This is a genomic window from Phyllobacterium sp. LjRoot231 (assembly GCF_964253365.1).
Lineage (GTDB): Bacteria > Pseudomonadota > Alphaproteobacteria > Rhizobiales > Rhizobiaceae > Phyllobacterium.
This window is the reverse complement of record NZ_CAXUQT020000001.1, coordinates 2,506,765-2,527,563: the sequence shown is the minus strand read 5'-3', so window position 1 is coordinate 2,527,563 and position 20,799 is coordinate 2,506,765. Positions and strand designations below refer to the sequence as shown.

22 protein-coding genes are annotated in these 20,799 nt (G+C 57.5%); 10 read left to right on the top strand and 12 right to left on the bottom strand.

What is annotated here, in order from left to right; genetic code table 11:
• Nucleotides 1-361: 361 nt before the first annotated feature.
• A complete protein-coding gene (gene alaS / locus ACSQ3H_RS12400; protein WP_436117347.1) occupies nt 362-3,019 on the bottom strand; it encodes an alanine--tRNA ligase in 2,658 nt (885 codons plus the stop codon).
• A gap of 328 nt (nt 3,020-3,347) precedes the next feature.
• Nucleotides 3,348-4,442 (bottom strand): recombinase RecA, encoded by a 1,095-nt coding sequence (recA, locus tag ACSQ3H_RS12395; RefSeq protein ID WP_436117346.1) that lies wholly within the window; start codon nt 4,440-4,442, stop codon nt 3,348-3,350.
• Between the two features lie 319 nt (nt 4,443-4,761).
• Here recA and ACSQ3H_RS12390 point away from each other — a divergent pair, with 319 nt between their 5' ends.
• Complete coding sequence (locus tag ACSQ3H_RS12390; protein ID WP_436117345.1) at nt 4,762-5,712, top strand: carbohydrate kinase family protein; 951 nt, start codon at nt 4,762-4,764, stop codon at nt 5,710-5,712.
• 14 nt (nt 5,713-5,726) lie between these two features.
• Nucleotides 5,727-6,653: a pseudouridine-5'-phosphate glycosidase gene (locus tag ACSQ3H_RS12385; RefSeq protein ID WP_436117344.1), complete on the top strand. Its 927-nt coding sequence runs from the start codon at nt 5,727-5,729 to the stop codon at nt 6,651-6,653.
• On the opposite strand, the gene ACSQ3H_RS12380 is transcribed toward ACSQ3H_RS12385, so the two are convergent.
• Nucleotides 6,643-7,305 (bottom strand): OmpA family protein, encoded by a 663-nt coding sequence (locus ACSQ3H_RS12380; RefSeq protein WP_436117343.1) that lies wholly within the window; start codon nt 7,303-7,305, stop codon nt 6,643-6,645. The genes ACSQ3H_RS12385 and ACSQ3H_RS12380 overlap by 11 nt on opposite strands.
• A 318-nt stretch (nt 7,306-7,623) precedes the next feature.
• Nucleotides 7,624-8,388, bottom strand: a complete 765-nt coding sequence (locus ACSQ3H_RS12375; RefSeq protein ID WP_436117342.1) for an HNH endonuclease — start codon at nt 8,386-8,388, stop codon at nt 7,624-7,626.
• 516 nt (nt 8,389-8,904) lie between these two features.
• On the opposite strand from ACSQ3H_RS12375, the gene ACSQ3H_RS12370 reads away from it, so the two are divergent.
• Nucleotides 8,905-9,879 carry a Bug family tripartite tricarboxylate transporter substrate binding protein gene (locus ACSQ3H_RS12370; RefSeq protein WP_436117341.1) on the top strand — a complete coding sequence of 325 codons (975 nt, stop codon included), beginning with the start codon at nt 8,905-8,907 and terminating at the stop codon, nt 9,877-9,879.
• A gap of 32 nt (nt 9,880-9,911) precedes the next feature.
• On the opposite strand, the gene ACSQ3H_RS12365 is transcribed toward ACSQ3H_RS12370, so the two are convergent.
• Entirely contained in the window at nt 9,912-10,436 is a 525-nt protein-coding gene (locus tag ACSQ3H_RS12365) for a GNAT family N-acetyltransferase (protein WP_436117340.1), read from the bottom strand.
• Between the two features lie 225 nt (nt 10,437-10,661).
• On the bottom strand, nt 10,662-10,898 hold the full coding sequence (locus ACSQ3H_RS12360; protein ID WP_436117339.1) for a hypothetical protein: 237 nt from the start codon (nt 10,896-10,898) through the stop codon (nt 10,662-10,664).
• A gap of 190 nt (nt 10,899-11,088) precedes the next feature.
• Between ACSQ3H_RS12360 and ACSQ3H_RS12355 the strand changes: the two genes are divergently transcribed.
• Nucleotides 11,089-11,802: an SDR family oxidoreductase gene (locus tag ACSQ3H_RS12355; protein ID WP_436117338.1), complete on the top strand. Its 714-nt coding sequence runs from the start codon at nt 11,089-11,091 to the stop codon at nt 11,800-11,802.
• Here ACSQ3H_RS12355 and ACSQ3H_RS12350 read toward each other — a convergent pair.
• Nucleotides 11,799-12,494: an ArsR/SmtB family transcription factor gene (locus ACSQ3H_RS12350; protein ID WP_436117337.1), complete on the bottom strand. Its 696-nt coding sequence runs from the start codon at nt 12,492-12,494 to the stop codon at nt 11,799-11,801. The genes ACSQ3H_RS12355 and ACSQ3H_RS12350 overlap by 4 nt on opposite strands.
• Nucleotides 12,495-12,624: 130 nt before the next feature.
• Here ACSQ3H_RS12350 and ACSQ3H_RS12345 point away from each other — a divergent pair, with 130 nt between their 5' ends.
• Nucleotides 12,625-12,954: an NIPSNAP family protein gene (locus ACSQ3H_RS12345; protein ID WP_436117336.1), complete on the top strand. Its 330-nt coding sequence runs from the start codon at nt 12,625-12,627 to the stop codon at nt 12,952-12,954.
• Entirely contained in the window at nt 12,951-13,298 is a 348-nt protein-coding gene (locus ACSQ3H_RS12340; RefSeq protein ID WP_262293005.1) for an antibiotic biosynthesis monooxygenase family protein, read from the top strand. The genes ACSQ3H_RS12345 and ACSQ3H_RS12340 overlap by 4 nt, the downstream gene beginning before the upstream one ends.
• Here ACSQ3H_RS12340 and ACSQ3H_RS12335 read toward each other — a convergent pair.
• Both ACSQ3H_RS12335 and mbfA read right to left on the bottom strand, forming a co-directional pair.
• On the bottom strand, nt 13,289-13,429 hold the full coding sequence (locus tag ACSQ3H_RS12335) for a hypothetical protein (protein WP_271899384.1): 141 nt from the start codon (nt 13,427-13,429) through the stop codon (nt 13,289-13,291). The two genes, ACSQ3H_RS12340 and ACSQ3H_RS12335, sit on opposite strands and share 10 nt — an antisense overlap.
• A gap of 247 nt (nt 13,430-13,676) precedes the next feature.
• A complete protein-coding gene (gene mbfA / locus ACSQ3H_RS12330; RefSeq protein WP_436117335.1) occupies nt 13,677-14,660 on the bottom strand; it encodes an iron exporter MbfA in 984 nt (327 codons plus the stop codon).
• A 158-nt stretch (nt 14,661-14,818) separates the two neighbouring features.
• Here mbfA and ACSQ3H_RS12325 point away from each other — a divergent pair, with 158 nt between their 5' ends.
• Both ACSQ3H_RS12325 and cysK read left to right on the top strand, forming a co-directional pair.
• Nucleotides 14,819-15,439 carry a LysE family translocator gene (locus ACSQ3H_RS12325; RefSeq protein ID WP_436117334.1) on the top strand — a complete coding sequence of 207 codons (621 nt, stop codon included), beginning with the start codon at nt 14,819-14,821 and terminating at the stop codon, nt 15,437-15,439.
• 140 nt (nt 15,440-15,579) lie between these two features.
• On the top strand, nt 15,580-16,554 hold the full coding sequence (gene cysK / locus ACSQ3H_RS12320; protein WP_436117333.1) for a cysteine synthase A: 975 nt from the start codon (nt 15,580-15,582) through the stop codon (nt 16,552-16,554).
• Between the two features lie 59 nt (nt 16,555-16,613).
• Here cysK and ACSQ3H_RS12315 read toward each other — a convergent pair whose 3' ends face one another.
• The 3 genes from ACSQ3H_RS12315 to cckA form a co-directional block, all read right to left on the bottom strand.
• Nucleotides 16,614-16,943: a HigA family addiction module antitoxin gene (locus ACSQ3H_RS12315; RefSeq protein ID WP_436117332.1), complete on the bottom strand. Its 330-nt coding sequence runs from the start codon at nt 16,941-16,943 to the stop codon at nt 16,614-16,616.
• Nucleotides 16,944-16,953: 10 nt separating this feature from the next.
• Nucleotides 16,954-17,244: a type II toxin-antitoxin system RelE/ParE family toxin gene (locus tag ACSQ3H_RS12310; RefSeq protein ID WP_436117331.1), complete on the bottom strand. Its 291-nt coding sequence runs from the start codon at nt 17,242-17,244 to the stop codon at nt 16,954-16,956.
• An 83-nt stretch (nt 17,245-17,327) separates the two neighbouring features.
• Nucleotides 17,328-19,925 carry a cell cycle histidine kinase CckA gene (gene cckA, locus ACSQ3H_RS12305; protein WP_436117330.1) on the bottom strand — a complete coding sequence of 866 codons (2,598 nt, stop codon included), beginning with the start codon at nt 19,923-19,925 and terminating at the stop codon, nt 17,328-17,330.
• 48 nt (nt 19,926-19,973) lie between these two features.
• Here cckA and ACSQ3H_RS12300 point away from each other — a divergent pair, with 48 nt between their 5' ends.
• Nucleotides 19,974-20,429, top strand: a complete 456-nt coding sequence (locus ACSQ3H_RS12300) for a toxin-antitoxin system TumE family protein (protein ID WP_436117329.1) — start codon at nt 19,974-19,976, stop codon at nt 20,427-20,429.
• On the top strand, nt 20,426-20,794 hold the full coding sequence (locus ACSQ3H_RS12295; RefSeq protein WP_436117328.1) for an HVO_A0114 family putative DNA-binding protein: 369 nt from the start codon (nt 20,426-20,428) through the stop codon (nt 20,792-20,794). Before ACSQ3H_RS12300 ends, ACSQ3H_RS12295 begins: the two co-directional genes overlap by 4 nt.
• Nucleotides 20,795-20,799 lie beyond the last annotated feature (5 nt).

Genomic DNA, 20,799 nt, shown 5'->3' with positions numbered 1-20,799 from the left:
CATGAACTCAAGATTATTGCTACGAACGGCAAGCCGAAAAAGCGTTCCAACTGGGGCCCCGGATAGCTAGAATCAAAACCAGAATTGCTACTTTCTCGGCTTCACAGGCATTCGGAGGCGCGTACAATTTCGCATGTCCCCGGCAAACGCAGATCACCAGCTGCATCCTGTGCTATGCTGCGTCCATAAACTTCTCTAAAAATGATCCAAACAACTTGTATAATTAAAGTATTGCACAGGATGTAAAAACAAAGCAAGTACTGCCAACTCATCAATAAGTATCAAATACCAATGCTTGTCCAATAACAACCTCAGATAGATTACCAGCCGCGTAATACACGCGGCTGGCTGATGATAAATATTATCCCGCCAAGGCCTCGCGTACGGCTGATACGGCGTCCTCGGCCTTGGAGCCATCCGGGCCGCCGGCCTGCGCCATGTCCGGACGGCCGCCACCGCCTGCCCCGCCGAGTGCAGCGGAGGCAACGCGGACGAGATCGACGGCGCTGTACTTGCCCACAAGATCATCGGTGACGCCGACGACGGCGCTGGCCTTGCCATCATCCGAAACGCCAATGAAGGTGACGACGCCGGAGCCGACGGTCTTCTTCGCATCGTCGGCGAGCGGCTTCAGGTCACGCGGATTGACACCGCTGACCACCTTGCCGATGAAGCCGACGCCATTGACCGTTTCGGACTGCGCGCCACCGGAAGCCGGGCCACCCAGTGCCAGTTGCTTCCGGGCTTCAGTCAATTCGCGCTCAAGCTTGCGGCGCTCATCCATGAGCGCCGAAACACGCGACAACGCATCCGTAGGAGTGGACTTGAGCACGCCGGCGATTGCCTTGACGCGTTCATCCTGCTCTTCGAGATAGCGGCGGGCCGCTTCGCCGGTCAGCGCCTCGAGGCGGCGCACGCCAGCGGCGACGGCGCCTTCGGAAACCACGCGGATCAGGCCGATATCGCCGGTGGCGCGCACATGCGTGCCGCCGCAAAGTTCGGTCGAATAGCTCTTGCCGGCCTTATCGCCGTGCAGCGCAGTGCCCATGGAAACCACGCGCACCTCATCGCCATATTTTTCGCCGAACAGCGCCATCGCGCCCTCGGCAATCGCGTCATCCACGGCCATCAGACGCGTCGTTACCGGCGCATTTTGCAGGACGATCTCGTTGGCGAGATCCTCGATGACAGCAAGTTCCTTTTCCGAAATCGGCTTCGGATGCGAAAAGTCGAAACGCAGCCGGTCCGGCGCGACGAGCGAACCCTTTTGCCCGACATGCGTGCCAAGCGTCTCGCGCAGTGCTTCATGCAGGAGGTGGGTTGCTGAATGGTTGGAGCGGATGCGGGTACGGCGCGCATGATCGACCGTGAGTTCGACTGGTGCGTCCACCTTCACAGTGCCTTTGGTCACGGTGCCGATATGGACAAAAACGCCGTCGTTCTTCTTCTGTGTGTCAGTGACCGTCACCGTGAAGCCATCGCCGGAGATGGTGCCGGTATCGCCCTGCTGGCCGCCGGATTCGGCATAGAACGGCGTCTGATTGACGACGATCGACACGGCTTCGCCTTCGCTGGCTGTCTCGACAAGCGCACCGCTCTGTACCAAGGCGGTGATGACGCCTTCGGCCTTTTCCGTTTCGTAGCCGAGGAATTCCGTGGCGCCGACCTTGTCCCGCACCGAAAACCAGACGGTTTCCGTTGCCGCATCGCCCGACCCGGACCAATGAGCGCGGGCTTCGGCCTTCTGCCGTTCCATGGCAGCGGCAAAACCGTCCGTATCGACGCTGATGCCGCGCTGGCGCAGCGCATCCTGCGTCAGGTCGAGCGGGAAGCCGAATGTGTCATAGAGCTTGAATGCAGTTTCGCCATCGAGGCTGTCGCCCTCACCCAAGGTCTCCGTCGCTTCGCCAAGCAAGCCAAGGCCGCGTTCGAGCGTCTTGCGGAAGCGGGTTTCCTCAAGCTTCAGCGTTTCGGAAATCAGCGATTCCGCGCGGATCAACTCAGGATAGGCCTGGCCCATCTCGCGCACCAGCGCCGGAAGCAGGCGATACATCAACGGGTCCCTGGCGCCGAGCAGCTGCGCATGACGCATGGCACGCCGCATGATACGGCGCAGCACATAGCCGCGGCCTTCATTCGACGGCAGCACACCATCGGCGATAAGGAAACTCGACGAACGCAGATGATCGGCGATGACGCGGTGGCTGGCGCGGAACGGACCTTCCGCCTTTACACCCGTTGCTTCCTCCGAAGCGTGGATCAGCGTCTGGAACAGGTCGATATCGTAGTTGTCATGCTTGCCCTGCAAAACCGCAGCAAGGCGCTCCAGCCCCATGCCGGTATCGATCGACGGACGCGGCAAATCGATGCGCTGTTCCTTCGTCACCTGCTCGAACTGCATGAAAACGAGATTCCAGATCTCGATGAAGCGATCACCATCCTCATCGGCGCTGCCGGGAGGACCGCCCCAGATATCTTCGCCATGATCGTAGAAAATTTCGGAGCAAGGACCGCAAGGGCCGGTGTCACCCATAGCCCAGAAATTGTCGCTGGTGGCGATCCGAATGATACGATGCTTGGGCAGACCGGCGATCTTCTTCCAGAGGTCAAAAGCGGCATCATCCGTGTGATAGACGGTGACAGTGAGCTTGTCCTGGGCCAGGCCGAATTCCTTGGTGATCAGGTTCCAGGCGAGCGAAATCGCCTCTTCCTTGAAGTAATCGCCAAAGGAGAAATTGCCGAGCATCTCGAAGAACGTGTGATGCCGCGCGGTATAACCGACATTGTCGAGGTCATTGTGCTTGCCGCCAGCGCGCACGCATTTCTGCGAGGTGGTGGCGCGGCTGTAAGGACGCTGCTCCATGCCAGTGAAAACGTTCTTGAACTGGACCATGCCCGCATTGGTGAACATCAGCGTCGGATCGTTGCGCGGGACAAGCGGGCTCGACGCCACGATCTCATGGCCATTCTTCTTGAAATAGTTCAGAAATGTCGACCGGATCTCGTTGACGCCACTCATCTTATTGCCTTCTTACCTGCATTGTCCGAAACGGAATTGGCCCCATCTCATGATGAAAGGGCAGAACGCAACGCTTGTAACGACAGGGCTGCGAACTGTCCAGAAAATCCCTGAGGCCGGGTTCAAACCTCCCTCATGCTGAGCCTGTCGAAGCACGCATAGAGGTTGTGCGTGGTTCGACAGGCTCATCATGAGGGGATGGAGTCTCAGCATGAGGGGATAGAGTGGTTGGCAAAAGAAGACCCTCCCTCTCGCAACCAAACAAAAACCCGCAGCCAGACTGGTTGCGGGTTTGTCGTCAAAGACCGAAACGATCTTGCTTGGCAGATCAGCCTTCAGCGGCGTCGGGATTATTATCGTCCTCGATATCGTCCGGCCCCTTGTCGAGCATCTGCTCGGCGATGAGACCGGCATTCTGGCGCAGTACCAGTTCGATTTCGTTGGCGATTTCCGGATTTTCCTTGAGGAACAGTTTCGCATTGTCGCGGCCTTGGCCGAGGCGCTGCGAGTTGTAGGAGAACCAGGAGCCGGACTTTTCCACGATACCGGCCTTGACGCCCAGATCGACAAGCTCGCCCGTCTTGGAAACGCCTTCGCCATACATGATGTCGAATTCGACCTGCTTGAAGGGCGGAGCCAGCTTGTTCTTGACGACCTTGACGCGGGTCTGGTTGCCGACGACCTCATCACGTTCCTTCAGCGAACCGATGCGGCGAATATCGAGCCGGACCGATGCGTAGAACTTGAGCGCATTGCCGCCTGTCGTCGTTTCGGGCGAGCCGAACATGACGCCGATCTTCATGCGGATCTGGTTGATGAAGATGACCATGCAATTGGAACGGGAAATGGAGGCGGTGAGCTTGCGCAGCGCCTGGCTCATCAGTCGAGCCTGAAGGCCCGGCAGGCTGTCGCCCATTTCACCTTCGATTTCAGCACGAGGCGTCAGCGCGGCGACGGAGTCGACGACCAGCACATCGATCGCGCCGGAACGCACCAGTGTATCGGTGATCTCCAGCGCCTGCTCGCCGGTATCCGGCTGCGAGATCAGGAGGTTTTCCAGATCGACGCCAAGCTTGCGCGCATAGACGGGATCAAGCGCGTGTTCGGCATCGACAAAGGCGCAAATGCCGCCCTTCTTCTGCGCCTCGGCGATCGTATGCAGGGCAAGCGTCGTCTTGCCGGAGCTTTCCGGCCCATAAATCTCGACGATGCGGCCTTTCGGCAAACCGCCGACGCCAAGGGCAATATCCAGCGACAGCGAGCCGGTCGAAACCGTTTCGATTTCCACCACCTGCTCATTGCGTCCAAGCCGCATGATCGAGCCCTTACCAAAGGCCCTCTCGATCTGGGACAATGCCGCATCCAGCGCTTTCGTTTTATCCACCGAATTACCCTCAACCAACCGCAACGAATTTTGAGCCATGTTACACTACCCCTGTGTTGTGCATGAAGTCCGGATTGTTCCTGTATCTGAATTTATTTGTATCTGTTTTGTTCTCATTTGGCAACAGGCATAAGTCATTGTAAAATAAAGATAACAGAAAAATGTTCGCAAAATGTTCTCACGGTGGGCGTGGCGTTCTGTCCACATCTCCTGAAGCGGCGTTCCCGCGTCTCTGACTGAAGTGAGGCTCAACGTCTCGAATCGCTCTTGTCATTGCACCGCGCCCTCTAGCGTTCTAGAGAGAAGCGCGGGCACGCATGCCCACAACTTGAAGTTTTGTCCGGACACACAATCAACCATGATCCAAGTCACCAAGCCGTTGCTTTTCGCTGTCGGCGGCGCTCATCTCGACCGGCGTGGCCAGAGCCTCGTGCCCTTCGTACCAGGCGCGTCCAATCCTGGCATCATGCGCGAGGAGCCGGGCGGCGGCGTTTTCAATGCGCTGCGGCTGGCGGTTCAGCGCGGTATCGCCGCCGAGATTCTCTCGGTACGCGGCGGTGACAGGATCGGTGAATTGATCGGCACGGCGATCCACACGGCCGGGATCAAGGATGGCTCGGTCGTCTATATGGATCGCGCAACGCCGAGCTATACGGCCATTCTCGATGAGTATGGCGATGTGGTCGCCGGCATTGCCGACATGGAACTTTATGAGTTCGCTTTGCCGCGGCAATTGACTCGCCGCAAGGTGCGCGATTCAATTGCAATCGCCGATGCCGTTTTCTGCGACGCCAACCTGCCTTCGGATGCGCTGCAGCGGCTGGCCGAGCTCGCCGGTGAACGGCCATTGTTTGCGCTGGCGATCTCGCCGGCAAAGGTGCCTCGCTTGGCGCCGATCTTGGGCAACCTCGCCTGCCTGTTCATGAACCGGCGCGAAGCGCTGGCACTGACCGGGCTTGGTCCCGATGCCGGACTGAGCGACATATATAAGGCGTTGCGCGACGATGGCCTCAAGGGCGCCGTCGTCAGCAATGGCGCCGATGCCGCCCTCGCCTTTTCCGGCAACGAGGTGTTTTCGATCCATCCGCCCGCGGTTGACGGAATCGCCGATGTCACCGGGGCGGGCGATGCGCTGGCGGGCGGTACGATTGCCGCGCTCATGCGAGGGCTGGCGTTTGGGGAAGCCGTCCGCGAGGGTCTGGCAGCATCGATGCTGACGCTGACAGTCCATTCGGTCAGCGCTCGCTTCACACGACAGGAATTCGACAGCGCGCTTGCGTGGATACCGGCTGCAACTGCGCTCGAATAAAAAGGACAATAATAATGACGAAAGTTTTGAACCCCTTCATGGACGTTGCCCCTGAGGTTCAAGAGGCGCTCGATACGGGAAAACCGGTGGTTGCGCTGGAAAGTACGATCATCACCCACGGCATGCCCTATCCCGATAACAGCCGCATGGCCGCCGATGTCGAGGCGATCATCATGGCAGAAGGCGCGGTTCCAGCGACCATCGCCATTGTCGACGGCCGTTTGAAAATCGGCCTGTCCTCTGACGAACGCGAAGCACTGGCGCAGGTCAAGGGTGCGATGAAGCTCTCGCGCGCCGATCTCGCTTTTGCGTTGTCAGAAGGGCGAACTGGCGGCACGACTGTTGCGGCGACGATGCTCGCCGCGCACCTCGCCGGCATCAAGGTTTTCGCGACGGGCGGTATTGGCGGCGTGCACAAGGGCGCGGAGCTGAGTTTCGATATTTCCGCCGATCTGGAAGAGCTCGGCCGCACACCTGTCATCGTCGTTTCGGCAGGCGCCAAGGCGATTCTGGATATTGAAAAGACGCTGGAAGTGCTTGAAACCAAAGGCGTGCCGGTCGTGGTTTATGGCGCGGATGTGCTGCCAGCGTTTTGGTCCCGGCAGTCTTCAATCAAGGCTCCGTTACGCCTTGATACTGCCGATGCCATTGCAAAGTTTCAGGCGGCGCGTGATGCCATCGGCGTTGTCGGCGGCATGCTCATCGCCAATCCTATCCCCGAGACGAGCGAAATCCCGGCGAAGATCATGGGCGGGTACATCAGCGAAGCGATTGCCCGTGCCACGAAAAAAGGCGTCACCGGCAAAGCGGTAACGCCCTTTCTTCTCTCGGAACTTCTCGACATCACCAAGGGCGAGAGCCTCAAGGCGAACATTGCTCTCGTTGAGAACAATGCGCGCCTTGCGGCACAGATCGCCGTGTCGTTGGCGATTACTCGGTAAGCGGCGAAATCTGGATCTCGACGCGGCGGTTCTGCGCGCGGCCAGCTTCGGTGGCGTTGGTCGCGACGGGCTGCGTCGGGCCATAGCCGCGAACGTCGAAGCGGCGGTTGTCGATGCCCTGCTGCGTCAGGTAATTGGAAACCGACAGGGCGCGGCGTTCGGACAGCAACTGGTTGTGCTGCAGGCTGCCGGTCGAATCCGTGTGGCCGGCCACATCGACAATCGTCCGGTCGAACTTGCGCAGGACAATGGCTACGGAATTCAGCGTTGCATCGAATTCCGGCTTCACCTGGTCCTGATCGGTGTTGAAGGTGATCGCCGACGGCATGTTGAGGATGATCCGGTCGCCATTGCGCGTCACCGAAACGCCGGTGCCCTGCAACTGTGCGCGCAGTTCCGATTCCTGACGATCCATATAATTGCCGATCGCACCGCCACTGAGCGCGCCGATACCCGCGCCGATCAGCGCGGCATTGCGGCCGGACTTGCCACCGCCGCCAACCGCTAGCCCCGTCAGCGCGCCGACCGCCGTACCGATCATGGCACCGCCGGCCGTGTTCGACATTTTCTGCTGGCCCGTATAGGGGTCGGTCGTGGTGCAGCCCGCAAGAAAGGTCGCGGCAAGGCAGCCGATGGCAAATCTCTTCATCATGGAATCAGGTCCCCGGTTGGATGTGGCACGGAATATACGAGTGATTCGGGCAAAAGAAGGGTAAAGAAAAACGAAGGGTGAAGGCTCAATTGAAATCCGTTTGGTTTGGACCAATTGCGCTAGCCAGCCCAACGATTGGTTGACCGCAGGCCGACTTGGCGATGAAGTGAAAGCAACGATCGCTATGCACCCAACAGCGGTCTTTGCGGATGTATCGACCCAGCGGAACCTGCACACGTTAGGCTGCTAAAGCGAATGCTTCAGCGGGCACCTTTATGCGTCCGGCTACCGATGCCGAGCCTCTTCGCCATCCCTCACTCAAACACCACGTTTCGCCAGAACCCGTGAACGAAACGCCCTCACATCTGACACATGGTCTGACCGGTGAATTGCACGGTGACAGGTAGCGCACAGGACGGCAAAGTCATCTGCGACGAGCTCCCGCTCCACGCCTTCCTGCATCTCGGCCCAAGGCACGAGATGGTGCAACTCAAATCCGGTTCCCCAGATCAGTTGGTCTTTTGGGGAGATGGCATAGTTGCAGGCTTCACAGCGAAATCCCTTTTGATGGATAAAGCCTCGAGTGTCGCCGCGACCTTCCCATCGTTCATGTGTCTTGCGGTGGCGGTATTCGATTACGCTTGGTTGGGAAGAGGGCAGTTCCATTGTATTCTCGACATAACGCAGGATGTGGTCGCGCAAGGGATGACCTTCATTCAGCCCGTACCATAGACTGGACTGGCCGAAGCCGCCGTCATGCCGACCCGGAATGGTGAAAATGCGGCCTGCCTCAGGGATCAGCACAGCATCTTCCGAGATCACGCGAGCGACGCGGGTACGGTCGGGCAGATCGGAAATCTCTGGCTCTTTCAGCACGGTCGCATTGCGATAGAATCCAACGATGCGCAACCCACCCTCGTGCTGATGAGGAGCGCAGAATACAACGGTAACGCCCTCCACCCGATCTGCTCCGCGAGCCCCTCCGAGACGGGCAATTTTAATCTTACCAAAATTGTCGTCTGCATCGCCGCCGACGGGTACATATCCGCGAAATTGCCCGTCATCGCCTGCCAAAAAGTTCAAGGCCTCATAGGGCGTATTCTGGTCGAGAATGTATCAATGATAGGAAAAAGCCTTTTCCTCTTTGGATTTGTATTCCGGCATCCAAGAGATGCGGCAACACAGGATTTTGGTAGTATCGGTCATGCTGGAAAGCCCCCTTTCTTGATCCTTTTATAATGCTTCCCTAAACGATCGCCAGCCAAGGTTTTTCCCCCACCTGTGACCAACGACCGCTTTCATTGCTTCGTCGCGGCAGAAGATCCTTTTTCGAGCGGCAGGAGTGGCCCGGAAAATGTCAGTTGAGCCGACGTCTCAAATCATTCGCGCTGCGGTTATCCAGCGGGAGGGCCTACGATTCCCGCTTTCCACCCTAAGCGGGTCTACGACTCCGGTACCAAGCGTCAGATTTTGACCACTAGCTTGCGCAGCGATTTGAAATACCTTCATATACCTTATTGCGTTTATGGTCTGCTCGACGATGCTTCTCGAGATAACCATTAAACATAGGATGAACCAGACTTACCGGGAGGGTACACTGTGGCATTGAACAGACGCGTTGTTCTAGGATTGGCGATTGCTTCGGCGATCGCATCGGCATTACCAGCTTCAGCGGAAACATTCCCGGATCGTACGGTCACGCTTGTGGTGCCTTTTGCGGCTGGCGGCTCGACTGACCTCGTTGCCCGTCTGGTGGCAGCAAACATGTCGACCGCGCTTGGACAGCAAGTTATCGTAGAGAATGTCGGGGGTGCCGGCGGAAATCTCGGAGCTGGTCAGGTGGCCAGAGCGGATCCGGATGGTTACACGATCCTCATGGGAACAGTTGCAACCCATGCACTTAATCCACTCATGCTGAAATCGAAACCTTATGATCCTGTCGCTGATTTTGCGCCGATTTCGCTTTTGGTGCTTGTTCCCAATGTCCTGGTTATCAACCCACAATTGCCGGTTAACAACGTAAAGGAGCTTGTTCAGCTGCTTAAGGACAACCCTGACAAATATTCATATGCATCTTCGGGAAATGGTACTCCGCTTCATTTATCCGGCGAACTTTTCAAAAGCATGGCCGGGGTCTCCATGGAACACATTCCATACAAGGGCGCCGGGCCGGCATTGAATGATCTCCTTGGCAATCAGGTCTCCATAATGTTTGACAACTTGCCGTCCTCCTCGGCTCATATAAAGGCCGGCACACTGAAAGCCCTCGGTGTTACGACGAAGGATCGAGCCCCTTCCTTTCCCGACATACCAACGGTGGCTGAGACGGTGCCAGGTTATGAGACCTATACCTGGAATGCATTATTTGCCCCCGCGGGAACCCCGCCCGAGGTTGTGGCTCGCCTCAACGAGGCAGCCAATGCTGCACTGAAAAATCCTGCCGTCGTTTCACGTATGAAAGACTTCAGTGCAACGATTGTCGGTTCGACACCAGACCAGCTCGCGTCGCACGTAAAGGCAGAAATCCAGAAATGGGAGCCCATCGTGAAAAGTACGGGCGTCACACTGGATTAATACGACGCTGAGAATCCTGGAGTGGATGAGGGTTAAATTCCCCTCACTCGCGCCATGGCATAAGCATCGGCATAACGCCCCTCTTTGAAGGCGTTGGCCTTCAGCAATCCTTCCGTCTCGAATCCGAATTTTTCATAAAGACGGATGGCAGGGGTATTGTCCGTGAAGACCGTCAACTCGATGCGCTTGATGTTCAGCCAATTGTCGGCGGCATCGATCAGGGCGCCGAGCAGCGCCTTGCCAATGCCTCCGCCGGTGAACGCGTCATGCACACCAATACCAAGTTCTGCCGCATGCAACCGACGTCCTTCGAACCGATGCAAACCGGCCAGGCCGACAATCTGCTCCTCGATCTCGGCAACGATGCTGAGTGTGCTCGTGCCATGACCCTCGAGCCATTTGCGCGTCTGTTCCAGACTTTGATAGGGCAACCGCAAGGTTCCGGCGCGGTAGAGCGGCAGGTTTGATAGAATTGTTATCTGTTCGAAATCCGTGACACGGGTGGACCGGATCGAAAATCCGCCGGCGTCAGATGATGATATGGGCCGTTCAGGCATTTGGCTCTCCATTTTTGCTGAGGAGAGCAAGACCAACCCTGCACGCCTCAGTGGCAGGGTTTGGTGAAAGTTCGCGTCGATTTCAGCGCAATAGCTCTCCACCACCCCTGACGGGGAGCACGGAAATAGCCATCACGATGATCGAGCGAATGGTCATGGCAGCGATCATTCTCTATTCGTTGCAGGATTTCAATAGGACTTTTGGATCAATCCGCCCACACATGGCTAAAGCAGCTTGATCAATGTTGCCAGAACACCAAATCCAACCGTCATCATGGCGCCGAGGCGTAATGTCAGTGTGAGGTTTATGACCGCTACCGCCGCAGCCAGATCAGATTTGGTAACAAGTTCGGCCATGATAAAGTCCCTCGGAGCTTCGGCATGGGTTTCGGCGTGCTGCTGGTCTATGCCACCCTCACGCAACCGTTTTGAATAACCAAGAGTATCAAAAGCTATCGCCATCGTCATGTTCTTTCTTGAAGCTCCAGCCGATAACTTCTCACAATTATTTCAACAATTTCAATACGACTTTTGACTCATTTTCTGAAGGTTGTTCAAAATATTTGAGCATCACAGCAACCTGAATTCGTTTGCGCTGTTGGCCTTGATCAAACATGCTTCGCGCCATTCGAAATCTTGAAAGGCGAGCATCATGACCGACACCTCACAAGCACCAGTTGCAATCATCACCGGAGGCGGGCGTGGCATGGGCGCTGCCATCGCCCGGGAATTGCACGAGCGCAGCTATCGTCTCGGGCTGATGTCGCCATCCGGCAGCGCGGTCGAACTTGCCGCCGAGCTTGGCGGTGTCGGTATCAAGGGTTCTGCCGGCGAGGCAAAAGACCTGGAGGAGTTGGTCGCCAAGACCGTCGAGGCCTATGGCCGCGTCGATGCGGTGGTCAATCATACCGGCCATCCGCCGAAGGGCGACCTTCTCGATATCACGGATGAAAAATGGGCGATCGGCAATGACCTGATGGTTTTGAGCGTGGTGCGCATGGCGCGGCTGGTGACGCCGTATATGCTGAAGCAGGGCAAAGGCGCCTGGGTGAACATCACAACGTTCGCGGCCTTCGAACCAAGCCTGGTTTTCCCGGTCTCCTGCGCTTATCGCGCAGCCGCCGGCGCCTACACCAAGCTCTACGCCGACCGCTATGGCGCCGACAATATCCGCATGAATGCACTTCTGCCGGGTTTCATCGATAGTCTGGATCACAAGCCGGGGACCGAAGACACTGTTCCGATGAAAAGGCTTGGGACGATGGCGGAGATCGCCAAGACCACAGCATTCCTGCTATCCGACGATGCGGGCTATATCACCGGCCAGAATATACGGATCGATGGCGGCGTCACGCGGCATGTCTAGGAGAGGGTGACACCGAATGTCTCGCGCAGCTGCCTCTGGCCGTTCGGCGTAACAGAGACGGCGCGGGTGCCTTCAATCCGCCTGATCCAGCCATTGTCAAAACAGTGACTGCACAGTGCCGCGCCTATTGCCCCGGCAAGATGCGGGCGGCGCTCGCTCCAGTCGAGGCATGGCCGGCACAGGATGCGGCTGCGCTTGGCTGTCAATGCTTCGATATCGATACCGGCGCGGCCGAACAGTGCCAGTCCGCTATCCGTCACCTCTCCCGCATCGAGCCTCAGATCGAGATGCCCCGCATCGATCAGCGCATCGGTGATCGAAACCCCGAGATGTCCGGCCAGATGATCGTAGCAGGTGCGCCCGGCTCGTAACGCCGCGTCGCGCGGTCCGGTACGGACGGGCTTGGCAGTGACTTCCGGCGCGGCGAGCCGCATGATGCTCTCGATCATCTGGGCGACGGCGGGCGAAGCCAGCCGGTGATAGCGATGCCGGCCCTGCTTTTCGACCGAGAGAAGCCCGGCCGCCGTCATGCGCGTCAGATGGCTGCTGGCGGTCTGCGGGGTGATGCCGGCGAGCTGCGCCAGTTCCGATGCGGTCAGCGCACGGCCATCCATCAGCCCATTGAGCATGCTCGCACGGCCCGGGTCACCGGCAAGCGCCGCTATTTCCGCAAATCTCGCATTGTTCGACATGGTCGCTTCCGTGTTTGTTGGCAAATCAAGACTGATCCAACACAGACGATGATGCTTCGAAAACGATCGAAGTATCAAGCGCTCATTGGCGCCTATACCGATGGTCAGCAACAACGAAGGAGCGACCGAAATGACCGTCACCTGTTTCATCAAATATGAAATCGATCCCTATCAGAAGGACGCTTTCGAGGAATATGCGCGCAACTGGAACGAGGCGATACCGCGTTGCGGCGCAGATCTCATCGGCTATTATGCGCCGCATGAGGGCTCGGCCACGCTCGCCTACGCCGCCTACAACATCGAGAATCTGGCCGCGTACGAAGCCTATCGCGCGCGGCTCACGGCCGATCCCCTTGGCCGTGCCAACTACGAATTTTCCAAGGAAAAGCGCTTTATCCGGCGCGAGGACCGTGCATTCCTGCGCCTCGTGACGGGAACAAATGGAGGACTGATCAAGTGATTGCAGTGATTTTTGAGGTGGAGCCGGCCGAGGGACGCGGCAAGGATTATTTCGACAGGGCAGCGGACCTGAAGCCGCTTTTGGAGACGATGGACGGCTTTATTTCCGTGGAGCGGTTTCGCAGCCTTGCCAACGAGAACCGCTATCTCTCCCTGTCTTTCTGGCGCGATGAAGCGTCAGTGGCGGCTTGGCGCCAGACCGAGGAACATCGCCTGGCTCAGCGTGACGGCCGCGCCGGGATCTTTGCCGATTACCGGCTGCGGATTGCGTCCGTTATACGTGATTATGGGTTGCGTGCCCGTGATGAAGCTCCGCTTGATGCGCGAATGTACCATCACGCTTGAACGCCGTGATTGCGCTGGGCACAGGCCGGTCCGGGACCACGCATATAGTGGCGCTCGGGGCGGTAGCTCGGGGCAATGAATTCACGGACGACGCGGAGCGTATCGCGCAGCTGGATAATCATGGTCATCATTTTTGGTCTCTTGCTTTTGGCATACCGGACGAGGCCGATAGCGATCAATTAGCTAAAATTTAATGCATAAAGATGAACGCCTCCTGAACGGCGTTGGTTAAAATCAGATGAATTCATAGAAAATTAGCCTTAACCAGTTGGGTAAAAAGATCTTTTCGGAATAGGAATAGGGCGAAAATTCGCCCTTTTCCCTTCAAAAATGCGCCTGAATTGTCATGGAATCGCGTGGATTTCTACAAGGATCGAATCACGCATTCCCGATCAATATCCCTGTTGCCAGCACCAGCCCGCCACCGAGCACGACCTGGATCGCAGCGCGGAAGAATGGCGTTTCCATGAAGCGGTGCTGCATATAGGCGATGGCCCAGAGCTCGATGAAGACGACAATCGCGGCGATTGTCGTTGCCGTCCAGAAATCCGAAATGAGATAGGGCAGCGCGTGGCCGAGACCTCCGATCGCCGTCATCAGGCCATTGGCGAGGCCGCGCTTTAAGGGTGAGCCACGCCCGGACAATTTGCCGTCATCATGCGCAGCTTCGGTGAAGCCCATGGAAATACCGGCGCCGAGCGAAGCAGACAGGCCAACGAGAAAGGTCTGCCATGTATCCTGTGTGGCGAAGGCGGCCGCAAAAATCGGCGCCAGGGTCGAGACGGAGCCATCCATCAGACCGGCGAGGCCCGGCTGGATAAAGGTCAGGATGAGCTGCCGCCGCTCCGTCTGCTTCTCGACCTCCTGCACATCGTCCGGCGTATGCTGCACACCGAGCAGGTGCGCCAGTGATTCGTGCGCCTTCTCTGCAATGGCAAGATCGCCGAGAAGCTTGCGTGTAGAAGCATCCCGCACGAGTTTCAGCGCTTCCGTATAAAAGCGATAGGCCTGCTCTTCCATCTTCTCGGCCATCTCCCGCACCTTGTCGATGCCGAGCGGGCGAACCAGCCAGTCGGGCTTGCGTTCGAGATAACCGCGTACGTGCTCCCTGCGGATGAGTGGGATCTGATTGCCGAAACGCTCCTGATGCAAATCGATCAATGCCTGACGATGGCGATTTTCCTCCTCCGCCATCTCGTCGAAAACCTTGGCACTTTGCGGAAAATCCTCGCGCAAGCCATCCGCATAGGCGAGATAGATCCGCGCATCGTCCTCTTCCGAGGAAATGGCCAGAGCCAGCAATTGCTGTTCGGAGAGGGATTCAAAGGCGTGGCGGCGGGCACCAAAAAAACGGCTGAGCATGACGTGATCCTAAATTAGAATAATTCTAAACTATAGATTCGAAGTCCGGTGTTCAAGGTGTAATCGGGTTCTTTTCACGGTCCATGGACAGAAGCCGGACCTCAGAGTATCTTCCGCCTCCGCTAACCTCCGCTAACCTCCGCTGACAGAGAACGATCATGACACTTGCCGGTTTTGTTGCCTATTCGGGTGCCCTCGCCATCGCCGCCGCCATCCCCGGACCGGGGATGACTGCCCTCGTTGCGCGGGCGCTCGGCTCGGGGTTTCGCTCATCGCTGTTCATGTCGCTCGGGTTGATCATGGGCGACCTCACCTATCTCACGGCAATGGTGCTCGGCCTCGCCATGGTGGCGCAGACATTCGGAACTGTATTCCTCGTGATCAAATGGGCGGGCGTTGCCTATCTTGCCTACCTCGCCTGGGGTTTCTGGACATCGGGCATATCGGCGGAAAAGATCGAGGCCAAGAAAAGCCGTGGCGGTGCGCTTTCCAGCGTTGTGGCTGGCTTGACAGTGACACTTGGTAATCCAAAGACCATGCTTTTCTATATCGCCCTGACGCCAACGCTCGTTGACCTGCATACGATCACTCTTGCCGACTATTCGATCCTCGCTGCACTGACCGTGTTGGTACTGCTTGTGGTGCTGGTGCCCTATCTGGCGCTGGCAGCGAAGGCGCGCGGACTGCTCGCCTCGCCGCGGGCACTCAAGCGGCTGAACCGCACCGCCGCAGCCTTCATGGCAGGCGCTGCGCTCGCCATCGCCGGGCGCTCCTCCTGAGCTGGAATAATGTTACGGCTGTAGGCAAATAATAGTATTTCCTTCCAATCGGAAGCTGGTTTGCGCATGGGCCCGACTATGAATTTTCGGGCGCGGCCCATAAGATCGGCTCACCACCCAAACAGGATCAGGAGAATTTCATGAGCAATGATAGCGCGCGCAAGCCCGGCCGTGGCCGCATCTACAATTCCATTGTCGATACGATCGGCGATACGCCCATTATTCGCCTCGACAAGCTAGCCAAGGAAAAGGGCGTCGGCGCCAATCTTCTGGCCAAGCTCGAATTCTTCAATCCGATCTCAAGCGTCAAGGACCGTATCGGCGTCGCCTTGATCGAGGCGCTCGAAGCACAGGGCAAGGCGACACCGGGCAAAACGACGCTCGTCGAGCCGACATCGGGCAATACCGGGATCGCGCTCGCCTTCGCGGCCGCCGCCAAGGGTTACCGTCTGATCCTCACCATGCCCGAAACCATGTCGGTCGAACGCCGCAAGATGCTTAAACTTCTGGGCGCGGAACTGGTCCTGACCGAAGGTGCCAAGGGCATGAAGGGCGCCATCGCCAAGGCCAACGAGTTGGTCGAGACCATTGGAGATGCGGTCATCCCCGGGCAGTTCGACAATCCGGCCAATCCGGAAATCCACCGGCGGACCACCGCCGAGGAAATCTGGAACGACACCGACGGCACAGTCGATATTCTGGTTGCCGGCATCGGCACCGGCGGCACGATAACCGGCGTCGGACAGGTGTTGAAGCAACGCAAGCCGAGTGTTCTCGTTATCGCGGTGGAGCCGAAGGATTCGCCTATTCTTTCCGGCGGAAACCCCGGCCCGCACAAAATCCAGGGTATCGGCGCAGGCTTCGCTCCCGCAGTTCTGGATACGCACATCTATGATGAGGTCGTGCAGGTTTCGAACGAGGATTCCTTCGCCAATGCCCGCCTGGTGGCGCGGCTCGAAGGCGTGCCGGTTGGCATTTCCTCGGGTGCAGCGCTGACGGCGGCGATCGAGGTCGGCCGGCGTCCGGAGAACAAGGGCAAGAACCTTGTGGTGATCATCCCTTCCTTCGCCGAGCGGTATCTGTCGACGGCGTTGTTCGAGGGCCTGGATGGCTGAACGGAGCAGCGGAGGCGGGTGGAGTTACCTAGAGCAAGTTTCCTTCAAGCGCCAATTCGTCAGATCGGCGTCTGCCGATCAGTCGACTTGCCTTTGTAGGGTGTGACCTTGATATCACCCTCACGCATACGTGTTTGTGCGATATTATAGCTGTTCTGCATACGCATAAGCGTATCCATCGATACGCCGAATGCTTTCTCAAGACGTAACGCCATTTCCGGCGACAAGGCCGCATGTTCGTTCAAAAGGGCTGACAGAGCGGGGCGCGTCACTCCGAGCACGCTCGCAGCCGTTGTCACAGAAAGCCCCAGGGGCTCTATAATTTCAGTCTTCACAAAACCGCCCGGATGGGACGGATTCTTGATACGAATGCCGGCTGAAGCGTTCATCGCTGCCTCCTTAGTGGTAATCTTCATAGTCCAGATCAGTGATCTCTATCTCATCTCGATCTATGGAAAACGTAAGACGCCAATTCTTCGATATGAAGAGGCTCCACGTGCCTTTGCGGTCGCCAGTCAATTGGTGCGCTTTCCAGCTGGGAATTGAATACAACTCATCTTCCCTTTCCATATCCTGGAGAAAGGTAATGATTTTACGGATCTTGGGAACAACGGCCGGCTGCAATCCTGCAGAAATATCGTTTTCGACAAACCGTCGCAGTCCCTTATGGATCACATTTCTGATCTTCATAACCAGAGCTATACGAGCAAGCGTATCCCGTCAAGCTACACTTTACAACGTGAACGTGTAGAGCCGGTCCGGTCACGAGTAGTTTACTCGCTCTCCAGCATTTCCTTGACCGCCGTTGCCAGCTGTTTCAGCGAAAACGGCTTCGGCAGGAAGCCGAATTTGGCATCTTCCGGCAGGTTTCGGGCAAAGGCGTCTTCCGCATAACCCGAGACGAAGATGAATTTGACATCGCCGTAATCCTTGCGCAGTTCGCGCAGCAGCGTCGGGCCGTCCATTTCGGGCATGACCACATCGGAAACGATGATATCCACCTTGCCTTCAAGTTCCTTCATCACCTCGAGCGCTTCGACGCCGCTGGATGCCTCGTGCACCGTGTAGCCGCGTGATTGCAGTGCGCGAACCCCGCCCATGCGGACTGCGTCCTCGTCCTCGACCAGGAGAACGGTTGCGGAACCGGAGAGATCGGTGGCTTTTTCCGTCTTCTTCTCCTTCTTCGGCATTTCGGCCGGAACGATTTCTCCGTCGGCGTTCAGCACATCGGGTTTTTTTTCCTCCACGTAACGCGGCAGGAAAATGCGGAAGGTCGTGCCCTTGCCAAGCTCAGACTCGGCGTGGATCGAGCCGCCGGTCTGCTTGATAATACCATAAACCATCGACAAACCGAGACCCGTTCCCTTGCCAACTTCCTTCGTCGTGAAGAACGGTTCGAAAATCTTCTCGATCACTTCCGGCGTCATGCCGGTGCCGCTGTCTTCGACCTCGACCAGCACATAATCGCCCGGAACGAGATCGCGGTAATTGAGTTCGGCGCTTTCGGCTTGATTCACGTTGCGCGTGCGCAGCGTCAGCTTGCCACCTTCGGGCATCGCATCGCGGGCATTGACCGTGAGATTGACCACGACCTGTTCGAACTGGCCAAGATCGGCGCGCACCGGCCACAAATCGCGGCCATGCTCGATCTTGAGATTGACCTGCGTACCGGCAAGTCGCGTCAGCAGCATACGCACATCGGCAATCACGTCGGTCAGATTAAGCACTTCCGGCCGCAAGGTCTGGCGGCGCGAGAACGCGAGCAACTGCCGCACCAGCGAAGCGGCGCGATTGGCATTCTGCTTGATGTTCATGATATCGGCAAAGGACGGATCCGACGCGCGGTGATTGGTCAAGAGCAGATCGGACGACATGATGATCGCGGTCAGCACGTTGTTGAAATCATGTGCGATACCGCCCGCAAGCTGTCCCACAGCCTGCATTTTCTGGCTTTGCGCCATGGTCGCCTCAAGCGCCTTCTGTTCGGTGGTCTCAACGACGGAAACAATGGCTGCTTCCTCGGCGCCATCCTCCGAACCTGAGTCGAACACCGGGCTGACATAGAAGCGCAGATGACGATCCTCATTGCCGGGAATCACGGTGTCTACCGGGGAAATTTCCGCCTTGCCGGCAAATGCCGCAGCCAGCGCCCGGTCGAAAGCTTCGCGGTCGCGCTCATGCACGACAGTTTCAAGCGGGATGCGGCGGTCGATGTCGTCGCGATCGACGACGGGCGAGAAAAGACCGAGGAATCGCGCATTGGTGCGCAAGATCTTGCCGGTTGCATCAACCGCGGCGATGGCCATGGACGCGGAATTGAAGAAACGCGTGAACCGTACTTCGGCCGCACGCAGCGCCGCAGAATTGTCCTCACCCTCGGCGCGGTTGAGCACGATGGTGCGGGTTGGGCCGCGCCTGCCGTCGCGCTGCGCCTGCACGCGGTGGTAGAAGCGCACGGCGAGGCTCTGACCATTGGATTTGGCAAGGTCGAGGTCGATGACGGTGTTGCGGCTCGTACCAGGTTCGGTCTTGACTGCGTTGATCAGCGCCATGCCATTGCCCGCGACGATGTCGCGAACCATCATCGAGCCGGGCGTAAACCGCGTCAGGTCGACGCCCAGCCATTCGGCCAGCGTCGCGTTGATATAGATGATGCGGCCATCCGGATCGGCGGAGAAGAAGCCCGCCGGGGCATGATCGAGATGATCGATGGCTTCCTGGATGTCCTGGAAATAACGCTCCTGTTCGGCGCGTTCGGCCGAAATATCGGCGATCTGCCATGCATAGACTGGCGTCGTCTGGTCGGGAATGCCCGCGACCGGCCGCGCCTTGACCCGGTACCACGTCGGCACAGGTTCGCGCGATGGATCGAGCGGTCGCGACAGGCGCAATTCCTCCTGGCCGGAAACGCCGTCGCGCACGGCATTGGCGAGGCGGTAAATCGGGTCCGAGGCCGCAGCCTCACTGGAAAGAATATGTTCGATCGCCCGCACATCATTGGAATTGGTGACGCCGGTCAGTTCGGCATAGGCCCTGTTGGCATAGACGATACGGCCCTTCTGGTCGCAGACGACTGTGCCTTCCGGAAAAGTATCGACAAAGGCGCGGGTGAGTTCGTCGCTGGTGCCGCGGGGCGTGAACTGGATGACATTGATTGCCGAGCCGAATAGATAGAACACGCCGGTCATGGCCAGCGTGCCGAGAAGGCCGAGCAGGAACTGCTGTCCGAGCTGATCGCGATAGATGAAATAGAGGACAGAAACGCCGATCAGCAGCAAGCCAAGGACAACCAGACGCAGGCCCGCCTTGTTCGATTTCGTGTTCGCGATGATCGGTTCTGGATAAAGATCGCTGTTCGTTTCTTGAGACATGCGTCTCAAACCCCTTTTCTTCGTCACCGGCGCAATTGCATCAAGCCGATGTTCATTCTCGAATCGTTTGGATCATATCTTTGCCGCGGCATAAACCCCATCCTTTATATGACCGCGATTATTCCACGGTTTAGCTGTCCTTCCGCCAACAGGGCCAGAACTCTCCATGCTGTTGACATTCTTGACAACGGTCATTCCGATGACATAAATGTCAACATGGATGCTGTCTTACTTGAGCGATCAAAACAGGTTTTTCCAGATGGTATGGTCATGGAAATCGTCATCTGGAAAGTTCCAGAACCGGTGCCGGGAAGCACACATCTTTTCAAGTATCGCCTCTATTTCGGCTGGAACAATGAGAGGATAGTCGGCTTTGATAATGAACGGGGCAAAGGAGATCATTGCCATCTTGACGGCAAAGAATATCCGTATCGGTTTACGACACCGGAGGCCTTGTTGGACGACTTCAGAGCAGAACTTTTGAAAAGGAGACCGCAGCAATGAAGCAAGCGCTTGTCCAGGTACGCAGTGATGCGGATGCAGTATTGGCGGAAACTCTTGCGCGGACAGCGCAGGCGATGCGAACGGGTACGCCTTCAGATCCCGTTGCCACCTTTACATTTAGTTCCCCGGCTCAACTGTTTTCGGTTATTAGTCAGAAGCGCTGGGAATTGATCGAGCATTTGCAAAAGATCGGACCTTCGAGTGTTCGTGGTCTTGCACGCTCACTGCAGCGCGACGTGAGACGCGTTCACGATGATGTGGCGATCCTCATAGATTGGGGCATTGTGGAGCGGTCTGCGGACAAAAAAGTTTTTGTCCCCTACGACGTGATTCACGCCGATTTCAATCTTCGCGCTGTCGCATAAAGAGG